Genomic DNA, 24305 nt, shown 5'->3' with positions numbered 1-24305 from the left:
GCTTCGCCGATGGATTCCGGATCGAGCCACCGCCGGGTACGACACCTCGCGCGGGCCGGGTTGGTCGTCGCGGCGGCCGGCGCGGCACTGCTTCTCACCGGTACCGCCGCATCGGCCGTCTCGACGCGGTCGCTGGTGCCCGAGCGGGTCTTCCAGTACGACCCGCTGCCGGCCGGCGACAGGGCCATCCAGGCGTTCGACCACGGCCGCGGCCACGACATCCTGTACACCCAGCGGATCGGGACCAACACCCAGCTGTCGCGCTGCCAGGAAACCTCGGCGAAGACGTGCACGCAGCTCGACACGGTCAGCCTGCCCGGGTACGGCCACGGGGAGTCGCTCGACGTGTACACCAGCGGCACGCACACCTACGCCTGGATCGGCAGCAACCACGGCTCGGTCTCGCCGTACTGGAGCCGGGACGCCTCGCTGATCGAGTACCTGCCGGCGGCCAGCGGCTCCACGAAGGCCTCCTACCGGGTGCTCGGCACCGTCACCGGGCTCGCCGCGGTCGCCCCCGGCCACTCCGGCGAGGGCTACCGCAACGCCGTGGCGATCGCCGACGGCAGCGACCGCATCGCGTTCCGGTCGCAGCTCGACAGCAGCGCCGCCAACACCTACTACGGCGTCTACAAGCTGGCGGCACTGACCAAGGCGCTGACCGCCGACTCGGACCGCCGGATGTCGATCGCGCAGCTGTCGGGCTACCGGGTCTCGCACTTCAAGCTGTCCACCCGGCCGAACAACTCGTTCCAGGGCTTCGACATCAAGGGCGTGGGATCGGGCCAGAAGTTCCTGTACCTGTTCGGCGGCGCGGCCGGGCAGCATCCGACGATCTACAAGTATCTCTACACCAACGGCGGCACCCTCACGCACGTCAAGACGTACCAGATCAACGGCGGGTACGTGGGTTCGCTGGAGGCCGAGGGCGTCAAGGTCGAGGCCGACCCCGACAACGGCGGCAAGGAACGCGTCTTCATCGGCCTCAACCCGACCCGCACGGACACCAACGGCCGCAAGCAATACCGCCTCTACCGCTTCGCCGAGTAACAAGGGTCGGTCGGGTGAGGCCGTTGCCCGCTGCTTCCCTCTACCCGGCACCACTTTGCCATCGGTTCCCATCACTTCCCGTCCAAGACATGGGCTGGTTATGGCACGGAGAACGAGCGAGTGGACGCCGCCGGCAGGCGCCAGCCAAACGTCTCATCGACTGGGAGGGCCTAGCCGGCGGGCGAAGCTACGGAACCCGACATGTTCCGGCTGAGCGGAACAGTCGGTGCCGGTTACGTCAGCACTTGCGCTGGTAGTCGGCGATGGTTTCGGCGATGGCACGCTGACCGGCTGCCGCCAGCGCCGGATTGCTGACTCGGTAGACGCGTACGGCTCCGAGCCCGGCGCTCAATGCCCAACCGCGCCCCCGCATCCAGGTCGCGTCGTCGGCGCCGGATTCCGCGCGAAACAGGTCACGGGTTCCGGTGGCCAGCAGCGTCCACGCCGGCAGCATGTCGCAGGCCGGATCTCCTAACCCAAGTAGTCCAAAGTCGATGACACCGGTCAGTAGGCCGTTGGTCGCGAGCAGGTTCGAAGGGAACAGGTCACCGTGAGTCCACACGGGCGAGCCACCCCATGCGGGCGCCGCCAGCGCGGCTTCCCACACGGCGATCGCCGGCTCCAAGTCGATGACTCCCGCGGCGGCGAGAGAGCCGATGGTAGATCGGACCGCCTCGTCGTCTCGGGGATCGACTGGCGTGGCCCGAACCGACAGCGGTCCGTCGGTGGTGTCGATTCGCTGAAGTGCGGTGAGGAACCGCCCGAGCCCGACGGCTACGTCTTCCCCGTCGACGCCGGCGTCGTGAGTGAGGTCCGTGCCGACCAGCCACCGATAGACCGACCATGGGTAGGGGTATTGGTCGTCAGGCATGCCCGCTGCCAGCGGCACTGGTACTGCCAGCGGCAGAAGCGGAGCAAGCTTCGGCAACCACCGCTGCTCCTTTCCCACCATCTCGGCCGCTCCGGGTACACGGGGCAGGCGTACCGACATGTCGTCGCCCAAGCGGTACATCGCGTTGTCGGTGCCGTCCGATGCGACCTTGACGACGGGCAGGTCTGCCCACTGCGGAAATTGCGTCGCGAGCAACCTAGCGACCAGCGGTGGGTCGACGTCGGCTTCGTCCGGATGCATCTTCGGCGTTGGCACGGGAGCCTTTCGAGTCCGTCGTTGTTGCAGAGACTGACCGAAGCATCGCGACGTATGCCGTGACGTACCACCGCGGCTAGCCGCTTCCGTGAAACAACTACCACATCGAGGTCCGCCATCCCGTCGCCGTCGCCCCACCCTCCGGAGAGCCGGCCGGTGTCAGGGCTCGTCACCCGCCCGCGGCCCGGACCAGCCCACGCCGGCGGCCCCGGCGGCAGTCTGTTCGGCTGCGCTTGGGGGGCCGTGACGGGATAGCCTCCGCCGGTTATCACCCGACAACCCGAAACGCGCTCCAGCTCATAGGGTTCGTCCCGAGAGTGGCTGCCGCGCCGCGTCGATGCGTTCGTTTCTGGCGACGGCCCTCGGCCTTCAGCACTCCCCAAGCGCGCCGGAGCGCCGTTTCGCAGCGGTGTCGCTCATGGATGGTCTTCGGACTGCACCAGTGAAACGAGCGCGTCGAGTAGCTGCGTCCATCCTGGTTCGAGGCCGGCGACGGCCGGGGCCGCCTCGGGCGACACGTCCGACACGCGGATGAGCAGGGTGACGGTGGTGGTACCGGTGCGGTTCTGGTGGATGTCGACCGTGTGCTCCGCGGAGAACAGCGGCGTTCCGGCCTGATCGACCGGAGCCAGGCTGAACACCAGCCGGCGGTCGACGTCGGCCTCGATCACCCGGCCCACCGACTCGTACCGGGCGTGGTCTCCTTCCCGCAGTACGAGCCGGATCGGTGCGCCGGCGCGCGGTGCGAGGTCGAACGTCTCGACGGCGAAGTGTCGTGGCGCCCACCAGCGCGCCGCCTGCTGTGGTTGCGTCCACGCCGCCCACACGGTGGCGGCCGATGCCCGTACGGTGCGGTGCAGCCGCAGCACTCGCTCACCCGGCGCTCGTGCGGTCTCGGTGGCGATCGCGGCCTCGTACCGGTCGAGCACGTCGTCGTCGGGGTCGCTCTCGGCCAGACGGCTGAAGTGTTCGGCCACCCGTTGCAGGGTGGCCCGGTCGAGGCGGGCGACGCGGCGGCGCCCCAGCTTGTGCAGCCGGACGACGCCGGCCGCCGCCAACGTCTGCAGGTGCTTGGTGGTCTGCGGTTGCAGGGCACCGATCGCCTCGGTCACCTCACCCACCGTGCGAGCCCGGGCGGCGAGCAGTTCGACGATCCGGTACCGCGTGGGCTCACCGACGGCCGCGAGCGCGCGTTGGATGTCGACCGGCTCGCCGGCCGAGTCGGCGGCGGGTGTCACTCTGCCGCGACGAGCTGGGCGAGGTTGTCCAGTTCGTTGGTGCGTCCGGCAACCAGCCGGCCGGTCCACTCCTGGTCGTGCATCTCCTCGATGCGCATCACGATGCGGGTGCCGCCCTCGACCGGGGTCAGCTCGATCTCGGTGAGCTGCTCGTACGGCTCGTGGTCGGGCACGAAGTCGATCACGGACCGGTAGCCCAGGCGGGTCGGCTCGTCGAGGTCGGTGAAGTGCTTGCGGGACTCGGTGGCCAGCGGCATCCCGTGCTGCTGCATGAAGGCGACCTGTTCGGGCGCGACGGCGGTCATGGTGTAGGTCAGTTCGCCGCCGGGCCGCAGGTCGAGCTGGGTGACGTCGGTGCGGAAGCCTTCCGGTGCCCACCAGCGGGAGATGCCCTCGGGGGTGGTCCACAGCTGCCAGACGTGCTCGGGCGATGCGGCGACGACGCGTTCGATCGTTTCGGTCATGCGCTCATCATACATTCCTCCAGACGAATGTAAAGCCCTCCGTCGTCCCTGCTCGCCCGCCAACGCGCCGGCTCGAGGACGGCCGCGCGGATCGGTTACTCCAAGGTGATCATGGCGTTGCCTGAGGTGACCGTCACGATGTGACGCAGCACCCACACCAGGAATCGGGAGCCACCCGGGCAAAGCAATCCACGCGTACCGCGCAGGCGTTCCAATTGCCGCGTACAGCGCACACCTCCGGTCACACTCCGTCTACGGTGGGCGCTGCCGTCGGATGGTCCCCCGGCCGCCCGCGACATGAGCCCCAGGCTCGGAGCCCGAGCCGAGGCCCGGACAAGTGCATCCCCCCGACAGCGGCCACGGCGAACCCCCTTCCCCATCGCCGGACCGCCGACGCAAGGACTCCCCCCATGAACCCCCTGTCGTTGCTGTTCCGTGCCCTCGATTCGGCACTACGTAGGTTCCTGTCGCTGCGCACCACGCTGCGCGCGACGCCGTGGCGGCGGCGCACCGTGGCAGCGCTCCGCCCGTTGCAGACCGCACTGCGGACAACGGGTCGACGTGCCGCTACGGCGCTGCTCGCCTTCGGGGCCATGCTGCGGACCACGCCGTGGCGCCGGCACGCCCGTACGGCCTGGACCGCGCTGCGCACGACACCCTGGCGGCAGCATGCTCATAGCGCCGCGCGCACAGCCTGGACCACGCTGCGGACGACACCGTGGCGGCGGCACGCCCGTACCGCTCTCGTGTCTTTCTGGACCACGCTGCGGACCACGCCGTGGCGTCGGCACGCACGCACGGCCGTGGCCCGCGTGTCCGACCCGCGCTGGTGGCGGGGCGTCGGCAGGCGAACCGTGGCGCTCGCCCGGCGCCCGCGGACGCTGCGCATCGGTGTCGCCGCGTTGATGGGCAGCGTGGTCATCGCCGCGAGCGCGACCACGGCGGTCGCGGTACGCACCGGTGACGGCGGCCAGGTCACCCAGGCGGCCAACGCATCCGCCCAGCAGTCCGATGCCCGGCGCCACACCGCCGCCAGCCGCGGTCAGGACCGGCCCGCACCGGGCGACACCAGTACGCCGAGCCACGAGCCGGCGAAGCCCGCGGAGCAACAGGACGGCGCCCGCACGCCGGCGAAGCAGCCGGACACGCGCAAGCCCGCCGCGAAGCCCGCCAAGCCCGCGCCGAAGCCGACCTACGTCGATCGCGGCAGTGCGTGGCGACTGCCGGTGGATGCCAAGCGCTTCTGGGTGAGCTCCCGGTTCGGCACCCGGTGGGGCGTGCTGCACGCCGGCGTCGATCTCGCGGTACCGATGCGCACCCCGATCCACGCCGCGCACGCCGGCCGGGTCAGCATCGCCGGCTGGTACGACGGGTACGGCCGCGCCGTCGGCATCGAGAACGGACAGGGCATCGCCACCGTCTACGGCCACAACTCCAAGGTTCTTGTCCACGATGGACAGTGGGTACGCGCCGGCCAGGTGATCGCGCTGTCCGGTAACACGGGCGACTCGCACGGCCCGCACCTGCACTTCGAGATGCGCCGCAACGGCGTCCCCTTCAACCCGCTCCCCTACCTGAACGCGCACGGCCTGCACGTCCTCCGCGCCGCCGGCCAAGGCTGAACGCTCAGCCTGCTTGGCTGCACGTCAGGCCCGAGGCCGGGGCGGCGCGCTGAGGCCTGGAGCAGCGATGGTGCGCTGACGCCGAGCCGGTGGGGCGCGCCTTACCTCGATGGCGCTTGACACCTCGGCGGCGCGTGACACCTTGGGGCGCTTGACACCTCGGGGCGCTTGACACCTTCGGGGGCGCTTGGCGCAGGAGCCCATGGTGGGGCGCCGACGGCGGGAGCCTGTCGCGGCGGGGCACCGGCCGTACCGTTACCGCTGGATGCTTCGCCGCCACCGGCGCTCGCCGTCCTGCCACCGGTCGGTGGGCGCCAGGCCGGCCGCGGCAGCAACGGCGGCCGACGCCGCATGGTCGGGGTGGATGTGCGCGACGATGGCGTGCACAGGCTGCTCGGCGAGCCAGTCAACGAGCGCCCCGGCGGCCTCGGTCGCGATGCCCCGGCCCTGCCATGCAGTACCGATCACCCAAGCGACCTCGGCGACCTGGCCGTCGCCGTCAGAACCGATGGTCGCCTGGACCGTACCGGTCAGGTGACCGTCGCTCCGCAGCCGGATGACCCAGTTGAGCCAGGTGACCATCGGGTCGGGCGAGCCCGCAGACCACCGCTCGTAGCGTGAACGCAGCTGCTCAACGCTCTCCGGCTCCCCACCGATGTAGGTGTGCAGCGCCGGATCACCCAACACCCGAGCCATCTCCTCGGCATACTCCACCCGTACCGGCAACAATTCCAACCGCTGCGTACCAATGACCTGTGCCTCGATCCCACTCACCCTTCGACCATGCCACCACGTTCGTAGCCACCGTCGACCCGGGCTCTTCACCTCTCATTGGCTCGAAGTGACTGGCCGCCAGGGCCTCCGCACGGGCGACGGGACAACAGCCGGAGATTGGCGGTCGACGAGCTTCGGCGGTTGGGCAAGCACGAGCGGCGCGTGGCAGAGGACCTGGCCGGCGTGCGTGACACGATAGCGCAGCTGATCAAGGAGCTCGTACCACCCCACGCCGCTACCAAGCGCACACACGAGGTGGTCAGCACCAGCGGATACAGCCGCGTCCTGGTCGAAGCTGCCCGCGGCGGCGAGAACACGTGGTCACGCCTCCCTCGCTGCCCCAGTTCGGAGCCAGGAGCACATCCACCGAGGCGTGGTTCGGCGGCCGCGGTCAACTCACGGTAGCCGCCCAGTGTTGCGCTTCGGCGGCGAGACCGTTCTTGGTGAGTTCCTTCGCCTTGGACAGGAACAGGTCGCGAAGGCAGGCGCAGTCGGTCACGTCGGCCAGCCGGGCGGCGCACAGTGCCACGCCGGTGAGCCGCAACCCGAGTGCGTACTTGACCAGCAGCGCATCGATCGGCAGCGGCATCTTCGCGGTCATCGACTCGATGAAGGCGCGGACGAACTTCTTGGCCGTACCAACAGGTCGGGGCACCACGATGCCCGCAAGCACTCGGCCCACGAACTGGTGCAACGCTGTCCGCTCTCGGTCGATCCGGTTCGCTGCCCACGCCAGCGTCTGGCACGAACGCGGACTCCATCGCTTCGCGAGGCTGTCCCACAACGCATCCCCGACGATCTCCGCTGCCTTCTCCCGGACCGCGCGCATCGGCGCGGGATCAGTGGCGATCTCCACGAGCTCCGGCGGCAGGCTCAGCGCCTTGCCACTCCTCGGCCACCCCTCGCCCGACACCTCCGGACGCCCGCTGCTGGTCGCCGGTCGTCTCGGGCCGGGCGATCTCGACGGCTGCACCGGCTTGTTGTGCGCAGCCGGATGCCAGAGTGGCGACCTGGTGGCCCGGCCGCCGGAACGATGGTCCTGGCAGTACCGGAAGTTGACCAGCCAACGACGGCATTCGGTGTGACGTTTTGTCTCCCTACCGCAGAAATGGCCCATACGCCGATCGGAGCAGCGTTATCGATGTCAGTCAATGTCCGATTCCTACGCTTGACACGGGGCCCCACACGTGGCAGCGGCGCGGGCCGCCCCGACATCGACCCGTGCACAAGTGTTCGGGCGCATCGACGCCATCCTCGACAGCCTCGAAACGAGCGCGGCAGCGATGTGACGCCGGCATCGCTGCCACCGCTCGGATCTCTCGTCAGGCACGCGTCACGAGCTGGTCGGATCATCCGCATCAGGTGGCTGCTCCCGGCGCTCCGGCTGCTGGCGACGCTCTTGGGAGGCGAGCCAGTAGGTCGCGACCAACGCCAGCATCGTGGTCAGCAACGTGTTGAGGCGGTTGGTCCAGGCGTCGTCGTGGATGGCGTACCAGATCAGCACCACCACCGCCACGACGACCAGCGTGACCGGGCAGCTCACGTTCGAGATCATGTTCATCAGCACGGACCCTTTCGTCGATTCGCCGACACGCCGTCCGGGAAGGCCGGGATCATTGCTGCGCTGAGCGCATCGCGCGCACGGCGTGCGGCACTCGCGGCCGCACGGTGGGCATCGAGTTCTCGCTGTACCTGGTCGATGTCGGCGACGATGCGGCGCTGTTCGGTCGGCGACGGTACGGCGACCATCAGCTCGCCGAGCCGCGCGGTGTTGATGGTGCGCACCGTGGTGCCGGTGCTGTTGCGCCGAAGCCACCGCGTCACGTCCGGCAACAACAGGTACCGCAGCAGGTAGCGCGGATCGATCGCGTCGTCCTCGACCCGGAACCGGACGAGCGACGTGGCCAGAATGGCACCGTCCACTGCAGAATCGGCCAGCGCGAACGCGCCCACCTCGCCGGTGCGGACGCCGACCAGGTCGCCGGAGCGCAGGGCGTACCGGTCGGTGTTGGGCTGGTAGCCGATGCGCAGCTCGGTGGGTGCGGCCGCGATTGCACCGTCCCCGAGGTCGCGGGGCCGAAGCAACCGCACCCGCACCGCGCCGGTCGGGTCTTCGCGGAGCGTGCCGCCGGACGGGCCCGGCTGGATCGCGCACAGCTCGCGGAGCGGCACGGTGCGATGCCTGCGCGGCGGAACCGCATCCGGCAACGACGGCGCCCGCCGAGCACCGATGTCGGCCGCCATCCGCCGTGCGCGCTCGAACGTGGCGAAGGCACCGGCCAGGTCGGCGGTGCCCGGGTCGGCGTCCGATCCGATCGTGACGTAGCGCCGCGGATCGAGCGAGTGTCCGGCCGCGATGATCTGGTCGGCGGTCACCTCGCGGCAGGGTACGTCGACGTCCAGCTCGCCGCCCTCCCGCCAGGACCAGTAGCGCTGGGCGATACGGCCGGGTGCCGACAGCTCGACGCGACGACCGGCCCGCCGTGCCTGTTCGGTGGCGTCGATGAACAGTGTCCGATCGTCCTTCTCTCGGCGAAGCACCCACAACATCACCTGCGCGCCGGTGTCCGGGAACAGCCGGGACGGCAGTGCGACGATGCATTCGACGCTGCCTCGTTGCACCAGCTCGGCGCGGACATGCAGATCGGCGTCGTTGGCCGACACGGCGACCGTGTTGGGCATGACGACGAAGCCCCGGCCGCCCTTCGCCACGAGCGACTCCCAGATGTGCTGCAACCAGCCGACATTGCCGTTGTGGTCCGGCGGCCGACCGAGCGGCCACGTCGTGCGGCCGAACATGCTGGTGGGCGCGTTGAACGGCGGGTTGGAAACCACGACGTCGTAGGGGCCGGACCGGTCGGCCAGTGGATGGGGGCCGCAGTCCGCCAGCTTTACCCTGTACAGGCCGAGTCGCTGCCGGGCGATGTCCGTGGTGTGCGGAGGCGGAGAGTACGCAGCGACCTCGCGGCACGACTCGCGCCGGGCGACGACCGCGGCGAGCAGTTCGCCGGTGCGACAGTACGGGTCGTAGGCGGAACGCGCGGTCTCCGGGCTCATCAGGCCGACCAGGTCGGTCAGGCTCGACGGGGTCACCGGGTCGCTGCTGCGACGCTTGTCCCGTAGCTGGAACTCGTCGATCACCCGGCCGAACAGCTGCGGCATCGTGGCGCGGTCGACGACGCCATGGTCATGCAGGACGGACAGGATCTCGCGCTCGGCCTCTCCGACCGGCCGCGGCTCGTCGCCGACGTCCGCGATTGTGTCCAGCAGGCACTTCCGGTAGCTGGTCGGGTCCGTGCGGGCCGCACGGGTTTGCAGCAACGCGGCCACGGTCCTGCCCAACCGGTCGGCGGGATGCTGCTCCCGGTCCTCGTGTCGCTGCGAGCCTGCGGGCGCGTCGCCGGCAGCACGAAACCGCTGCCCGTACGTCGTGCCCGACTGTTCGGTGCCCAGCAGCGCGTCGCGCGGAACGCGGCGGCTGTCCAGCCACGAGGCGATCTGGTCGGCGGTGAACAGTGCCCGGCCGCCCACCATCTGGACGGGCGCCGGAAAGTCGGCGTGCCGGCGCACCCAGTTGCTGACCGCGGGCAGTTTCACCTGAGCCCGACGCGCGATGTCGGCCTGACTGACGAGCGTCGTCACGCCGCGCCTCCCTTATCGCCAACATTTGTTAATGCCGGCGCGACAGGAAGCGCGCTCCAGTCACCGACCCTGCCCGCACGACAGCGCCCTCTTGCGAGGTACGTGCAGTTTATTCCGTCGATCATGCCGCAAGCGTATTGCTCTTCCCGACGAGAAGCAATCGCGCAGTGTGTTGCGCTGAACTGTTAACGCGCGCCCTGATGAGACTCCAATCGGCTGTTGTGCCGGTCAGTCGGCGGAGCGCCAGCGGGGTTGGTCGCCGTTCTTGCTGGTGCAGCGCATGGGGGTGCCGCGGTCGGTGACTCCGACAGCGCCTTCCGAGGAGCAGAACGCGCCCGGATGTACGACCGACGCCCCGCCACCGTTGTCGGTCGAATGCGTCGGCGGGGCCTGGGACGTGTCCGGCGGTGGCGCAGGCGTTGTCGCGGGCGGCGGGGGCGGCGCGACCGTCGTCGTGTGGGGCCTCGGAGCGGCGCCACCGCAGTCGCGGAGAGTGGATGCCATGACGTCGTGTTCGGCGCTGGTGACCCAGAGGCCGTAGGTGGCCTTGACGGTGATCTGGTCCGCGACGTAGGTGCAGTCGAAGGCGTTGTTGGGCGGCAGCCATTGCGAGGCGTCCTGGTCGCCCTTGGACTCGTTGGCCGGGCCGCTGACCGCGAGCAGTTCGATCGGGTCGTTGGCAAACTGCTCTCGCTGGTCGGTCGACATGCTCTGCGCGCCGGTGCGCCAGGCGTCGGCGAGCGCCACGAGATGATCGATCTCCACCGCCGTGGACGTGGTTTCCCCGCGGTGGAAGGTGATCGTGGTACCGGTGTAGTGATCGCTCAGCACGCCGCCTGCCACGACGCAGCCGTGCGTACCGGCCTTGGCGGCGACGCCGGACAGGTCGCGGCGCAGGATGTCGTTGCGGGTGTCGCAGCCGTTGTGGTCGGTGTCGATCCAGCCGTGACCGTACTGGTCGCGGCTGTAGCCGGCCATGGAAGCGGCGGGTTTGACCGGCAGCTTCGCAAGTTCGGCGAGGGCAGCCGAAGCCGCTGTACCGGTACCTTCCCCGTCCTGCGGCCCGGCCGTCGGCGCCGCGGCCGGCGGAACGGTCTCGGGCGCTGTGCTACGAGGCGGCGCGGGACTGTGGCTGGGCGGCGCGGCAGTCGTCGGGCTGTGGTGAGGGGTCGCTGCGGGCGCCTGGCTGCGGCCGGGTGAGGTTGTTGCGGACGAACCGTCGCCGGCTGCTTGGGTACCGGCCGGGGTCGGGCTGGCGCTCGTGTCCGCGGCGGGCAGCACCCCGGTGGCACCGAGAATCCCCAGCGTCACGAACAGGACAAACGCGCTGCCCAGTACGGTACCGGCGATGACCAGGATCCGGTGAAAGATCCCGTGTTGCTTCTTCGGCGGTGGTGCTGGCGCACCGACGGGGATCGTCATGGCACTCACCCACTGTGCTGGCGAGTAGAAGGTGCCGCCGTCAACGAGCGGCGATGCCAGCATGCGAGCGGTGAACCGCCGACACCATCGGGTTAGCGGATAGTAAGATCATGCGTTCGTTCAGTAAGATCGCCCGATGCGCGGGCCAGGTTCATCCACACGTTCATACAGGAGAACCAGCCCGAACCCCTTGCAGAACAGCGGACCGGCCGCACGGCCGCGAGCGTGACCAGGAACCCGCAGCGCGCGCCATCCAGGCAACCCCGCGTGCGCAGGGGCAGCCACGAGGGCTCGCCCAGCACAAAGGCTCGTACTCGAACTTGGCCGTGGGCATGGACAGGAAGTGCCGACGACCGCCCTACAGTGAAGGCTGCGACCCCCGAAGGGCGTCCGTGAAGTTCGTCCACGCTTCCGGACGCGTGCCGTCCCCGCGCACGCGGGGCTGTTCCCGCGACGATCAGCAGGCCGATGCCGAGGACTGCGTCGTCCGCGCGCACGCGGGACTGTTCCTGGGCCGAGATGGGGCCGGGCCGGGCGCGATCTCTTCCCCGCGCACGGGCGGAAGAGATGCGGTCCGACCGGGAGCAGATCGAGACCGACGGAACAGCCCCGCGTGCGCGGGGAAGAGGGGGTCCCCGGTTTTCCCTCCCAGAGCGATCAACCGCCTACCAGCTCGACAGCGGCCTCGCCGAAGGCTCGGACCCGGGCGGTGGCGGCGTCGGCGGGCCAGTGCATGGACCACTCCAGCGGCGAGGCATCGTCGAAGGGGATGTAGGTGACGTCAGGGCGGGCGTAGTAGCGCTGGAAGTGCGCACCGACGATGAAGGCGCCTTGGCCGGCGCCGATGAGAGTGAGGGCCTCGTTGAAGGTCTTGGTCGCGGGGCCATGTTCGATCGGGTGTCCAGCGGGAGTGAGGCTGGGCGCGTAGTGGTCCTGCAAGGAGTCGGGCACGCTCTCCGGCAGCCGGAGGAGACGCACCCGGGCCAGATCCTGCAGGGACACCGACTCGCGGCGGGCGAAGGGATGCCCCACGGGAACTGCCAGCATGCGCGCCTCGCGCAGCAGCGCCGGGCCGGAGACGAGACCGGGTTCGTGCACGGGGCGAGGGGCCAGGGCGAGGTCGACCACTTGGTCGCGGATCCAGGGGAAGACCTCTGACAGCTGCGCCTCGTGCAGCAGTACTTGACAGCCGGGCTCGCGTCCGCGGAACAGTTCGGCGACTCCGGCCATGAGCTGACCGCCGGCGGCGCCGACGAAGGCGACACGCAGCGTGCCGGTGAGGCCGCGTCCGTTGTCGACCGCCCGCTCGACGGCGGCGGTGATCTGGTTCCAGGCGGGCCGGATCTCTTCCTCCAGTTGCCGGCCGACCGCGGTGAGCGCCACCCGGCGGCTGGTGCGGTGGAACAGCGGGACGCCGATGCGCCGTTCCAGCTTGGCAATGGTCTGGCTGACCCGGGTGGTGGAGAGGTGCAGGCGCTCGGCGGTGCGGCCGAAATGGAGCTCCTCGGCCAGGGCGAGGAAGGCGTCCACCTCGTGTCGTTCCAGCATCGCGCCTCCCCGATCGTGAACCCAGGCTTCACGATCCTTGCACAGGTCGGCGTTGATGGGGGCTGCGGCACCCGCGAGGGTTGAAGCAGCTCAGCACCCCATCTGACCTGCAGAGGAGCCCACAATGTACGTCACCGACGCCGCCGCCCTGTCCGCTCCGGCCACCGAGCCCGCCAACGTCGCGGCGCAGCTGCGCGACCGGGTGGAGATCATCGACGCGCTGTACCGGTTCGGCCTCGGACAGGACCTGAAGGACGCCGAGTTGTTCGCCTCGGCATTCGCCGCCGACGCCGAACTGGACTTCAGCCCGGCAGCGGCCAAGTGGGGCGGAAAGGCGCCGCTCATGGTCGGCCGGGACACGATCGTCGCCACCATCCTCGGCCTGTTCGACGGCCGCGTGGACACCACCCATCAGGTCACCAACCCGCGCGTCGCCGTCGACGGTGACACCGCGCGCCTCACCGCGCTGGTCGAGGCCCAGCACCTGCTGATCGCGGACCGCGGCACCTTCGCGTTGTTGAAGAACCCCTACGCCGTGGATCTGGTCCGCGACGGCGACCGCTGGGTGGTCCGCCGGATGCGTATCGACAACGCATGGCACACCGGCGACCCCGCCGCGATCTTCACCGCCTGACGACCCTTCGAAAGAGAACGAAGCTCATGAAGACCCTCTTCCCGCGCTCGGGGCTCGCCCTGGCCCTGTTGGCGTTCGCCCAACTGATCATTTCCCTCGACTACAACATCGTCTACGTGGCGCTGCCAGAGATCGGGGATGGCCTCGGTTTCTCCTCCCAGACCCTCCAGTGGGTGGTCAGCGCCTACGCGGTGGGCTTCGGCGGGTTCCTGCTCCTCGGCGGCCGCGCCAGCGACTTGTTCGGCCCGCGGCGGATGTTCGTGACCGGACTGGTGCTGTACGCGGTGGCCTCGCTGGCCGGCGGGATGGCCCACGCGCCCTGGCCGCTGGTGGCGGCGAGGGCTGTCCAGGGGCTGGGCGGGGCGCTGCTGTTCCCCGCGACCCTCATGCTGATCAGCACCGGATTCGCGCCGGGACGGGAACGCAACCGAGCCTTCGCGGTATGGGGCACCGCCGGCGGCGGCGGGATGATCCTGGGCTCGCTGCTGGGCGGGATGCTGACCGAGGCGTTCGGCTGGACGGCGGTGTTCTTCGTCAACGTGCCGCTCGCCGGTGTGGCCGCGCTGGCCGCCCTGCCGCTGATCCCTGGCCAGCGCCGGCCGGAGGGAACGACGCGACGCCGATTCGACGTCGCCGGAGCGCTGACCGGGACTGCCGGAACCACCCTGCTGGTGGTCGCGCTGGTGCAGGGCCCCGAGTCGGGATGGGCGTCCGCACCGGTCGTCGGGGCGGCCGTGGCCGGGATGCTGCTGCTGGCCGCGTTCGTCACCATCGAACGGCGCGGGAGCCACCCGCTGCTGCCGCTCGGGCTGCTGCGTGGCCGGGACCTGGGTTCGGGTGCGCTGGTCACCTTCCTTTACATGGGCACCTTCGGCTCTCTGCTGTACTTCCTGACCGTCTACTTCCAGGCCGTGCTCGGCTACGGCGCCCTGCGCACCGGCCTGGCGTTTCTGGTCCCGATGGCCGCGATCGTTGCGGGCTCCCAGCTGGCCGGGCACCTCGCGACCGTGCGCGGGGTACGAACCACCATGGTCGGCGCCCTGCTCGTGGGGCTGGTCGGGACGCTCGTCCTCGCGACGACCCTGGCCGTCGGATCGTCCTACCTCGCCCTCATCCCGGGGCTGTTGGTCCTCGGGATCGGTCAGGGCGCGGGTTACACCCTGATGTTCGGCGCGGCGACCTCCGCGACCCCCGCCGAGCAGCAGGGCGTCGCGTCCGGAGTGGTCTCCACCACCCAGCAGATCGGCGGTGCGATCGGCCTGGCCGTCCTGGTGGCCATCGCCAACTCCGGCACCGACGGGCTCACCGGCGCGGCGTTGCGGGCGGCTACCGTCCACGGCCTGCGGACGGCGATGTTCGTCGCAGCGGCGGGCATCGCACTGACCGCCCTGGCCGCGCTCGGATTCTCCCGCGCCGGCAAGCCCCGATCCGCTCCCCGTGCCGTGTCCACCGATGACCGGATGATCCTTGAGGAGAGCCAACGATGAACGCTCTGACCGAATTGCGCGACCACGTTCGCGGCCGGGTGCTGCTTCCCGGGGACACCGGGTTCGACTCCGCCCGCCGACCCTGGAACCTGGCCGTCCAACAGGACGTCGCCGCGGTGGTCGAGGCGGCGGACGCCGCCGACGTCGCCGCGCTGGCCCGTTACACCGCGGCCCACGGGCTGCGGGTGTCGGCCCAGCCCAGCGGGCACGGCGCCACGGGCGCCCTGGACGGCGCGATCCTGCTGCGCACCCGGCTCCTGGACGAGGTCGCGATCGACGCCGCCGGTCGCACCGCCCGGGTCGGCGCGGGTGTGCGCTGGGGCCAGGTCCAAGAAATCGCCGCAGAGCACGGTCTGACCGGGCTTCCGGGAAGCTCCCCCGTGGTGAGCGTGACCGGCTACACCCTCGGCGGCGGCCTCAGCTGGTTCTCCCGCGCATACGGCTGGGCTGCCGACAGCGTCACCGCCATCGAGGGCGTCTGCGCCGACGGCACATCGTTCCGGGTGACGGCCGGCGACGAGCTGTTCTGGGCCCTGCGCGGCGGAGGTGGCGACCACGCGCTGGTCACCGCGTTGGAGTTCACCCTGCATCCCGCACCGCGGCTCTACGGTGGGCGGATGCTGTGGCCCGCCGATCGGGCGGCCGATGTCCTGGACACCTACCGGACAGTCACCGCAGCGGCACCGGAGGCCCTCACCGTCTGGTTCGACCTGCTGAACTTCCCCGGGAGCGCGCCGCTGGTCGCCGTGGACGCAACCTATCTGGGCGATCCGGCCGAGGGCCGGGACCTGCTCCGCCCGCTGGCGGACCTCGACGGGCTCCTGTCCGACGGCCGCGGCCCCCTTTCCACCGCTGACCTCGGTTCCATCACGGCCGAGCCGACCGAACCGGGGCCGGGGCTGTCGCGGGGGGAGCTGCTCACCGCGCTGGACGACCGCGCGGCCAAAACCCTCCTGGCGGAGCCGATCGACCCACTGCTCAGCGTGCAGCTCCGGCACCTCGGCGGCGCACTCGCCCGCCCCTCCGACAGCCCGCACGGCCCCCTCGAGGAGCCGTACGCCCTCTACCTGTTCGGTGTGCCGAGCTCACCGGAGTCCGCCGCGGCCGTGCGGGCCCGGCAGCGAGACCTCGTCCGAGACCTCGCGCCCTGGATCAGCGGGCACAAGCCGTACACCTACCTGACGTCGGGCGAGACCGCAGCCGACGCCTTCGCACCCGACACCCTGGCTCGGCTGCGCGCCATCAAGCACCGTTTTGATCCGCACCACACGATCCGCAGCAACTACCCCATCCCGTTCTGACCGCCCGCGCCCCTCACTCGCGCGAGAAGGGAGGAAGACGCATGACTGACACCGACACTCCGCTGGCCAGAAAGGCGACGGGCGCCGGGGTTGAACTTGATGTGGGCTCAGATCAGAGCAGCGTGCGGATGTCGTCGCCGAATGCTGCCGTGTCGGTCAACTCGAAGGCGACGCGTTGCAGCAGGAACCCGTGCAGCAGACCCATCACCAGTCGTGCGGCACGTTCCGGCGGTACGGCGGAGGGCACGGCGCCGGCCGTCTGGCCGCGCTGCAACGCCTCGGTGATGCTGCGCCGGACGGACTCGAAGCCCTCGACGGCGTGCGCGCGCACGGCATCGTCGCGCAGCAGCTCCGACCACGTCTGCACGGCGCAGCGCAGCAGTTCCTCGACCGGTACCGGATGCCCCGCAGCGTCGGTGACCGTCTCGGCGCTGAGTACCTCCAGTGACGCCGCCATCAGGTCGGCAACGGAGGCGGCGCGGGTACCGGCCGCAATCCGCTCGACCGGTTCGAACAGCAGCCGGAAAGCGTCTCCGGCGATGGCGACGATGATCTCCTCTTTGCTCGCGAAGTAGCGGTAGGGCGCTCCGGCCGAGACGCCGGCCTCGGTGGCGATGTCGGGCATCGAGGTCTGGTGGAACCCGTCGCGGGAGAAGCAGCGACGCGCCGCCGCCAGGATCTCCGCACGCTTGGCCTCGCGGCGCTCAGGCGTGATGCGCGGCATGTCGGCGCCTCCTTCAACGTGAATGATCATTTACCTTGACCCTCGAATCGCCTGATCGTACGGTACATAGTGAACGATCATTCACGGAAGCTGGGGAGACGATGACGACGAAGCTGAAGATCGCCACCAACACCTACGAGCACGTCGAGGCGCTGTTCGACGGCCGGGTCGCGATCGACGGGGTCGACGCCGGTTTCGAGACGGCGCCGCTGGTCTCGGACATCTTCCGGGGCATGGTGCAGGGCCGCTACGACGTGGCGGAGCTCGGCCTGACCTACTTCCTGCGAACCCTCGACACCGAGGACGCGCCGTTCCTGGCGCTGCCGATCTTCCCGGCCCGCCACTTCCGGCACTCGGCGGTGTTCGTGCACAAGGATGCGGGGATCGAGCGGCCGCAGGATCTCGCGGGCAAGACGATCGGCGAGTTCGCGCTGTACGGGAACGACGCCGGCGTGTGGCTCAAGGGGACCTTCGCCGAGGAGTACGGCGTGACGCCCGAGCAGAGCCGTTGGGTCATCGGGGGCACCAACCATGCCATCCCCGCGTTCGACTGGATCCCGCTGCCGGTACCGGCCGGGGTGGACGTGCGGCACGCGCCGGACGGTGAGTCCCTCGGCGCGATGCTCGAAACCGGCGAGATCGACGCGCTCCTCTCGATCGACGTTCCCCGGTCCCCGCGGAACGGATCGACGCGGATCGCCCGGCTGTTCCCCGACTACGAGACGGTGGAGCGCGACTACTACCGGCGCACCGGGATCTTCCCGCAGATGCACGTCGTCGCCGTCCGCAAGGAGCTGGCAGACCGGACCGAGTTGCTGAGGTCGCTCTACCGCGCCTTCGTCGAGGCCAAGAACCTCACCCAGGACAAGTACCGGCGTGCCGCCGAGAAGCAGCACATGACCGTCGTGACCCCCTGGTTCAGCGCGCTGTTCGAGCAGAACCGGGAGTTGATGGGAGAGGACTGGTGGCCGTACGGGCTCGCCGCGAACCGCACGGCGATCGACACGTTCCTGCGCTACCACCACCAGCAGGGCCTGTCCGCGCGCCGGCTGACCAGCGAGGACATCTTCGTCCCCGCGCTGCTCGACACCTGAGCCGCAGGAACGACCGAAACGTCGCGCGACACCGCACCACACCGGAGGCTCCGCCGTGACCACCAGGCACCTTGACATCGCCGTCACCCGCTACGACCACACCCGGGCGCTGTTCGACGGATCCGTCCCGTTCGACGGCGTCGATGCCACCCTGCACAGCCCCGCCATCCCGGAGATCTTCGCCGGCCTGGCATCGGGCCGCTACGACGTGGCCGAGTTCGGCCTCACCCACTACCTGCGCGCGCTGGACGCCGGCACCGACCTGATCGCGATTCCGGTGTTCCCCGCCCGCGTGTTCCGGCATGCCAGCGTCTTCGTCAACACGTCCACGGGGATCACCGGGCCGGCGGATCTGGTCGGCCGCACGATCGGCGAGTTCGGCATGTACGGCCAGGACTCGGGTATCTGGGCGAAGGGCATCCTGGCCGAGGACCACGGCTTCGCACCGGAGCAGAACCGCTGGGTCGTCGGCGGACTGGAGACACCGCTGCCCGCCGGATTCGAGTTCACCACACACCGGCACCCGGACAACGTCGACATCCGTTTCGCACCACCGGAAAGCACCCTCGCACAGCTGCTCGACCACGGTGAGATCGACGCGCTGTTCAGCTCCAACGCACCCACGACCTACCTCGCCGGTTCTCCGAACATCGCGCCGCTGTTCGCCGATCACGAAGCCCGCGAACGCGACTGGTACCGCCGCACCGGCATCTTCCCGATCATGCACACGATCGTCGCCCGCCGCGAACTGTTCGACGAGGACCCCGGCCTGGCCCGGCGTCTCTACCAGGGCTTCCTCGCCGCCAAGGACATCGCCGCCGCGCGCTACCGCGACATGCGGCGGCTCTTCCAGGTCACCACGATGGTGCCGTGGATGTACCAGCTGTTCGAGGAGAACCGCGCGCTGCTCGGCGACGACTGGTTTCCCTACGGCATCGACGCCAACCGCACCGCCCTGGAGACCTTCCTGCGGTACTCCCACGAGCAGGGGCTGATGGCCGCTCCGCGCACCGTCGACGAGATGTTCGTCGAAGAACTGCGGAACTCATGAGCGCCGAGGCCGCATCGTCGCGCTCGAAGAGCACAGGGTTCGGCCCGCGTCTCGCCGCAGCAGCCCGGGCCGCCTGCTGCATGTTGGCTCATCCCCTTTGCGCCGCGGTCGGCGCCGGCTGACTCACGGACGGTCCCACACGTGAACCTGGACCGATCGACGACGCCGACCGCGCTGGACGGCGTACGAGCTGTGTCGCTACGCCGCAGTCACCTTGCCGGTTGCCGCGCGCCACGCCGGGGCGTGGCACGCGGCCGGCGCATTCACTGCTCCTTGCTCTTCATCGAGCACCTCCCCGAGCTGAACGTAGGTGAACCTGGACGGTCCGCCCCCAGGTCGGTCCGGTCGTAGGAAGCCGGTACCGGTCGTGGCGCCCCACCGTCGGCCGGACTGAGAGCGAACCTAGCGGCGCCGGCTGTCGCCGCACTATCGCCGACCGGTCCGCCCCGGCGACCGCGTCCCCCGCCCCGCGATAGCGCGGTGATAGGCCGCTGCGAGGCGACGTTCGTACCGTTCTCGGACGGGTGCGGCGAACATCGGCGCCAGTCCCCGAGCGTCGATGTCAGGAGAGCAAGGGACATGGGTGTCGTGGAACAGCCCGGGGCGGCGCGTCGGGTCGGGTTCGCCGAGGTGATCGGCGTCCCGGAGTTCAGGTCGATGTGGTTCGCCGAGATCCTCTCGATCTTCGGCGACCAGCTGGCCCGGGTCGCGCTGTCCGTCCTGGTGTACGGGCAGACCCGCTCCGCGCTGCTGAGCGGCCTGGCGTACGCGATGACGTTCGTACCGTCCCTGCTCGGCGGGATAGCGCTGACGGGGCTCGCGGACCGCTTCCCGCGCCGCACGGTGATGGTCGCCACCGACGCCGTGCGCTGCCTCCTGGTTGGACTCGCCGCGATCCCGCAGCTGCCGCTTCCGTTGATGATCGCGCTGGTCGCCTGCCTCTCGCTGCTGAACCCGCCGTTCAAGGCCGCGCAGCTCGCCCTGCTGCCGCAGGTGCTGGAGGGTGAACGGTTCCCGGTCGGGCTGGCGTTGCGCAACATCAGCACGCAGTCCGCCCAGCTCGCCGGGTTCGCCGGCGGCGGCACCCTGATGATCGTCCTGGATCCGCACCTCGCGCTGCTGGTGGACGCCGCGACCTTCCTGCTGTCCGCGGTACTGGTACGGCTGGGTGTCGCCGCCCGGCCCGTCGCGGCCGGCGGTACCCGGCGGGCGCCGCTCGGCGCGATCGGCGCCGGTGCCCGGCTCACGTTCGGCGTCGCGGCGCTGCGCACGCTCGTGCTGTTCACCTGGCTCGCCGGGTTCGTTCCGGTCTACGAGGGCCTCGCCGCGCCGTACGCCGCGGTGCTGGGCGGCGGTTCGGTCGTCGTGGGGCTGATCCTGGCCAGCGACCCGCTCGGCAGCGTGCTCGGCGCCTGGTGCTACGCCCGGTGGGTGCCCGAGTCGGTACGGCCGCGCCTGACCGCGCCACTGACCGTCCTTGCCCCGATACCGCTGCTGGCGTGCTTCCTGCACCCCGGGATCATCGTGTCCGTGCTGCTGTTCGTGCTGACCGGTGGGCTCGGCACGGTGGCGCTGCTGCAGGCGACCGCGTCGCTGACGGTCGCCATCCCGGACCACGCGCGCGGGCAGGTACTCGGGCTGTCCAACACCGGGCTCACCACCGTCATGGGGCTGGTCCCCCTGCTGGGTGGGGCCCTCGCCGAGCGGTTCGGGCCGTCCGCGACCGTCGGTGCCTTCGGCGTGGCCGGTGTGGTGCTGGGCACCGCGCTGGCGTGGGCGTGGCGCCGAGTCGGTGCGGGAGCCGTCCCTGCCGCGCCGGCAGCGGCCGAGCGCTGACGACCCGGTCGCCCGCCGCGGTCGCTGTCCCGGTACGGCCGTCGCGGTCCGGGCGGATCGGCGACGTGGCCATGCCCGGACCGGATATGATCGCCGCTGGTGCCCGCCGCCCGGACCAGTCACCACACCGTGGGTCCTCCTGCACCGGTCGACCGACCGTGGGCGCCGGGTTCGAGGCAAGGCAGGTGCATGGCTGAGGTACGGATCGCGGTGCTCGGCGCGTTCGAGCTCTTCCTCGATGGGCGCAGGCTTTCGGTGACGAGTCGGCGTCAGCGCGCCGTGCTGGCGGCACTCGCGTTGTCCGCCGGCCATGTCGTGACCAGCGAGACGCTGGTCGAACAGGTCTGGGACGCAGCGCTGCCAGACCATCCCCGAGCGAACGTGCAGACGCTGATCAACCGGGTCCGGGCCCTGGTCGGTACGGACGTCATCGCCACCGTTCCGGGCGGCTACCGGCTGGAGTTGCCGGTCGACGCGGTCGACGCGCTGGCCTTCGGCCGGCTGGCGACCATCGCGGCCGGCCAGCCGGCCGACGCGGCCCGCCCCACGCTCGTTGCGGCGAAGCGGCTGTGGCGCGGTGATCCACTCACCGATGCCGGCTCGGAGGTGTTGCTGCGAGACCGCGCACCGGCGCTGGTCGAGCAGTACCTGGGAGTGATCGAGCGGCTCGCCGAGCTCCGCCTCCGCGATGGTGATGCCAGCGCCGGCCTGGTCTCCGAGCTGACCGAACTGGTCCATCGGTACCCGTTGCGCGAGTCGCTGTGGGCCCGGCTGATCACCGCGCTGGCCGCGGTCGGCCGGCCGGCCGATGCGCTGTCGGCCTACCAGCGGATCCGGCAACGCCTGGCCGACGAGCTCGGCTCGGACCCGTCACCGGAACTGCGCCAGGCCTACACGCAGATCCTGGCGGACGATCGCCCCGCGACGCCCGGCGCGCCCGATGCCCGCGGCGTGCCGCGACAACTGCCGCCGAGTACGGCCCGGTTCGTCGGCCGCACCGGCGAGATCGCCGCCCTGGACGCCGCACTCGCCGAGCAGCCCGGTCCGGGGCTGATGGTGCTGCACGGACCGGGTGGCGTCGGTAAGACCACGCTCGCGGTCCGGTGGGCGCACCGGGTGGCCGACCGGTTCCCGGACGGCCAGCTGTACCTGGATCTCGGCGGGTTCGGCACCGAGGAGCCGCTCGACGCGGCCGCCGCACTCGACAGCGTGCTGCGCGCGCTCGGGGTCCCCGCCGCGGACATGCCCCGGGAGGCCCGGGATCGGAGTGCGTTGCTGCGCACCGTGCTGGCCGACCGGCGGGTACTGCTGCTGCTCGACAACGCCCGGGACACCGCCCAGGTGCGCCCGTTGGTGCCCGGGGGCGGCGCCAGCCTGGTGCTTGTCACCAGCCGCAACCAGCTGCGGGGGTTGGTGGTTCGAGACCACGCATGGCATCGGCAGGTGCGCGGCATGTCCACGGCGGAGGCGGCGGAGCTGGTCGCGACGGTGGTCGGAACCGCGCGAGCTGGCGCGGAGCCCGCCGAGGTGGCCCGGCTGGCCGAGCTGTGCGGCCGGCTACCGCTCATGCTGGTGGTGGCATCCGAGCAAGCGGTCCGGCTCTCCGGCACCTCCCTCGCGGAGCTCGTCTCGACGCTGCGCACCGGCGCGGAGCGGCTGGCCCGACTCGCCGACGCCACCGACGGCGAGATCGATCCGCGCACCGTGTTCTCCTGGTCGTACCGGCGGCTGGCGGCGCCCGCCGCGCGCGCTTTCCGGTTGTTGAGCCTGCACCCCGGCGGGGAGGTGACCACCGACGTGGCGGCCGCCCTGCTGGGTACCGACCCCGCGCGGGCCCGCGCACTGTTGGACGCGTTGACCTCGATCAGCCTGCTGGACAACGACCGGCCGGATCGGTTCCACCGCCACGATCTGCTCGCCGCCTACGCCACGGAACTCTGCGCGGCCGAGGAGCCGCCGGCAGAACGGCAGGCAGCGCGGCGCCGGATGCTCGACTGGTACCTGCACACCCTGTGGCGCGCCCGGGCCGCGGCCTTCTCCGCCTCGCCCCAGGCTCCGCGTCCGGCGGCGCCAGTGGTCTCCCCTGGCACCTTCGACGGCGTGGAAGACGCCAGTGCGTGGTACCGGGACACCCGTCGGATCCTGGTCGCGGTCGTGGAGACCGCCGCCAGCGGCGGGGACGACCGACACTGCTGGCAGCTGTCGAACCTGCTGCGGCCGTTCCAGCAACTGGCCCACGACGTGGACGACCAGCTGCACACGACGGCGCTGGCCGTGCGGGCGGTGGAGAGCTGCGACGACGACACCGCCCGGGTGGCGACCTGGCACGACCGCGGCATCGCGCTCAACAACTCCGGCGCGCACCAGGAGGGTGACGCCTGGCTGCACAGGGCGCTCGATCTGGCCGAGCGGCGCGGAGACGACCAGTCCGTGGCGGCGGTGCTCTCCTCCTTCGGCGTGGAGCTGACCAAACGCGGCCGGGCCGACGCCGCGATCTCGTTCCTGCATCGGTCGGTGACCGCCGCACGCCGTGCCGACCAGCCGCTGCGGCTGGGCCACTCGCTGCTCAACCTCGCCTTCGCGGAGGGTTCCGCCGGAGAGTTCGAGTCGTCCGATGAGCACAGCATCGAAGCGCTGGCGATCTACCGGCGGCACTCCGCGCCGTACCAGCAGTCGCTGGTGCTCGCCAACCTGGCCGAGAACGCGGTGGACCGCGCCGATGCGCGTACCGCCGTCAGCTACGCCGACCAGTCCCTGGCGCTGCTGGGCGACATCGACGACGCGACCGGCGCCGCCGGCGCGATGGTGATCAAGGGGCGGGCTCTGCTGCTGTTGGCCGACTACGACCAGGCTCGGCGGGTGCTGCGGCAAGCGCTGCCCATTCTGGAACGCTCCGACGATCCACAGGTCACGCAGGTACACGAGCTGCTTGCGGGTATGCCGGGCGCCGATCGGCGCCACTGACACGGCACCCTCTCGCCCGAGCCGTCCCGGTGGTTCGCTTTCACCGCAACGGATGTTGCGACCGCTGCCGTTGGCCGGCCCTGCACACGTGGATGGCCGTGCCTCGGCACCCGCCGACCGCGGCCGGTGAACCTGCCGGAACACCGGATGAGCCTCACGCACTGCCGATGATCTCCTCACCGCGTACCCAGCGGTACTCCCGTGGACAGGCCACCAGCGCCCACCGCCGCCGATCCGACCAGAATCCTCGACTGCGCTCGCGGCGATAGTGGCGTGAAAGGCGGTGCTCTTACGGTGGCGACACGGA

General features: G+C 70.6%; 19 protein-coding genes. 9 read left to right on the top strand and 10 right to left on the bottom strand.

Annotated features, from left to right (window positions below; genetic code table 11):
* Window positions 1-9 precede the first annotated feature (9 nt).
* Window positions 10-1050: a hypothetical protein gene (locus NUM_RS17445; RefSeq protein ID WP_207125920.1), complete on the top strand. Its 1041-nt coding sequence runs from the start codon at window positions 10-12 to the stop codon at window positions 1048-1050.
* A 238-nt stretch (window positions 1051-1288) separates the two neighbouring features.
* Here NUM_RS17445 and NUM_RS17440 read toward each other — a convergent pair whose 3' ends face one another.
* The 3 genes from NUM_RS17440 to NUM_RS17430 form a co-directional block, all read right to left on the bottom strand.
* Window positions 1289-2197 carry an aminoglycoside phosphotransferase family protein gene (locus NUM_RS17440; protein ID WP_225918646.1) on the bottom strand — a complete coding sequence of 303 codons (909 nt, stop codon included), beginning with the start codon at window positions 2195-2197 and terminating at the stop codon, window positions 1289-1291.
* A gap of 416 nt (window positions 2198-2613) precedes the next feature.
* Window positions 2614-3435, bottom strand: coding sequence for an SRPBCC domain-containing protein (locus NUM_RS17435; protein WP_207125919.1), 822 nt, complete (start codon window positions 3433-3435; stop codon window positions 2614-2616).
* Entirely contained in the window at window positions 3432-3899 is a 468-nt protein-coding gene (locus NUM_RS17430; protein WP_207125918.1) for an SRPBCC family protein, read from the bottom strand. The genes NUM_RS17435 and NUM_RS17430 overlap by 4 nt, the downstream gene beginning before the upstream one ends.
* A 410-nt stretch (window positions 3900-4309) precedes the next feature.
* Here NUM_RS17430 and NUM_RS17425 point away from each other — a divergent pair, with 410 nt between their 5' ends.
* Window positions 4310-5521 carry a M23 family metallopeptidase gene (locus NUM_RS17425; RefSeq protein ID WP_207125917.1) on the top strand — a complete coding sequence of 404 codons (1212 nt, stop codon included), beginning with the start codon at window positions 4310-4312 and terminating at the stop codon, window positions 5519-5521.
* 255 nt (window positions 5522-5776) lie between these two features.
* Here NUM_RS17425 and NUM_RS17420 read toward each other — a convergent pair whose 3' ends face one another.
* The 6 genes from NUM_RS17420 to NUM_RS17395 form a co-directional block, all read right to left on the bottom strand.
* Window positions 5777-6295 (bottom strand): GNAT family N-acetyltransferase, encoded by a 519-nt coding sequence (locus NUM_RS17420; RefSeq protein ID WP_207125916.1) that lies wholly within the window; start codon window positions 6293-6295, stop codon window positions 5777-5779.
* A 391-nt stretch (window positions 6296-6686) separates the two neighbouring features.
* Window positions 6687-7208 (bottom strand): hypothetical protein, encoded by a 522-nt coding sequence (locus tag NUM_RS17415; protein WP_207125915.1) that lies wholly within the window; start codon window positions 7206-7208, stop codon window positions 6687-6689.
* 420 nt (window positions 7209-7628) lie between these two features.
* On the bottom strand, window positions 7629-7856 hold the full coding sequence (locus tag NUM_RS17410; protein ID WP_207125914.1) for a hypothetical protein: 228 nt from the start codon (window positions 7854-7856) through the stop codon (window positions 7629-7631).
* Entirely contained in the window at window positions 7856-9937 is a 2082-nt protein-coding gene (locus NUM_RS17405) for an N-6 DNA methylase (RefSeq protein WP_207125913.1), read from the bottom strand. The genes NUM_RS17410 and NUM_RS17405 overlap by 1 nt, the downstream gene beginning before the upstream one ends.
* Before the next feature lie 228 nt (window positions 9938-10165).
* Entirely contained in the window at window positions 10166-11422 is a 1257-nt protein-coding gene (locus NUM_RS17400; RefSeq protein ID WP_207125912.1) for an HNH endonuclease family protein, read from the bottom strand.
* Between the two features lie 594 nt (window positions 11423-12016).
* Entirely contained in the window at window positions 12017-12907 is an 891-nt protein-coding gene (locus tag NUM_RS17395; protein ID WP_207125911.1) for a LysR family transcriptional regulator, read from the bottom strand.
* Between the two features lie 124 nt (window positions 12908-13031).
* On the opposite strand from NUM_RS17395, the gene NUM_RS17390 reads away from it, so the two are divergent.
* The 3 genes from NUM_RS17390 to NUM_RS17380 are packed head-to-tail and all read left to right on the top strand — an operon-like array spanning window position 13032 to window position 16329.
* Window positions 13032-13541, top strand: a complete 510-nt coding sequence (locus NUM_RS17390; RefSeq protein WP_207125910.1) for a nuclear transport factor 2 family protein — start codon at window positions 13032-13034, stop codon at window positions 13539-13541.
* On the top strand, window positions 13502-15028 hold the full coding sequence (locus NUM_RS17385; protein ID WP_207125909.1) for an MFS transporter: 1527 nt from the start codon (window positions 13502-13504) through the stop codon (window positions 15026-15028). The genes NUM_RS17390 and NUM_RS17385 overlap by 40 nt, the downstream gene beginning before the upstream one ends.
* Window positions 15025-16329 carry an FAD-binding oxidoreductase gene (locus tag NUM_RS17380; protein ID WP_207125908.1) on the top strand — a complete coding sequence of 435 codons (1305 nt, stop codon included), beginning with the start codon at window positions 15025-15027 and terminating at the stop codon, window positions 16327-16329. The genes NUM_RS17385 and NUM_RS17380 overlap by 4 nt, the downstream gene beginning before the upstream one ends.
* A gap of 112 nt (window positions 16330-16441) precedes the next feature.
* Here NUM_RS17380 and NUM_RS17375 read toward each other — a convergent pair whose 3' ends face one another.
* Complete coding sequence (locus NUM_RS17375) at window positions 16442-17053, bottom strand: TetR/AcrR family transcriptional regulator (protein ID WP_207125907.1); 612 nt, start codon at window positions 17051-17053, stop codon at window positions 16442-16444.
* Window positions 17054-17154: 101 nt separating this feature from the next.
* Between NUM_RS17375 and NUM_RS17370 the strand changes: the two genes are divergently transcribed.
* The 4 genes from NUM_RS17370 (at window position 17155) to NUM_RS17355 (ending at window position 23998) form a co-directional block, all read left to right on the top strand.
* Window positions 17155-18147: an ABC transporter substrate-binding protein gene (locus NUM_RS17370; protein ID WP_207125906.1), complete on the top strand. Its 993-nt coding sequence runs from the start codon at window positions 17155-17157 to the stop codon at window positions 18145-18147.
* 55 nt (window positions 18148-18202) lie between these two features.
* Window positions 18203-19198 (top strand): substrate-binding domain-containing protein, encoded by a 996-nt coding sequence (locus tag NUM_RS17365; RefSeq protein ID WP_207125905.1) that lies wholly within the window; start codon window positions 18203-18205, stop codon window positions 19196-19198.
* 579 nt (window positions 19199-19777) lie between these two features.
* Window positions 19778-21034, top strand: coding sequence for an MFS transporter (locus NUM_RS17360; RefSeq protein ID WP_207125904.1), 1257 nt, complete (start codon window positions 19778-19780; stop codon window positions 21032-21034).
* Between the two features lie 189 nt (window positions 21035-21223).
* Window positions 21224-23998, top strand: coding sequence for an AfsR/SARP family transcriptional regulator (locus NUM_RS17355; RefSeq protein ID WP_207125903.1), 2775 nt, complete (start codon window positions 21224-21226; stop codon window positions 23996-23998).
* The last annotated feature ends 307 nt before the right edge of the window (window positions 23999-24305 follow it).

Source organism: Actinocatenispora comari, assembly GCF_017312725.1.
Taxonomy (GTDB): Bacteria; Actinomycetota; Actinomycetes; order Mycobacteriales; family Micromonosporaceae; genus Actinocatenispora; species Actinocatenispora comari.
The sequence above is the reverse complement of the archived record's forward strand: the minus strand, read 5'-3'. Positions and strand labels throughout refer to the sequence as shown.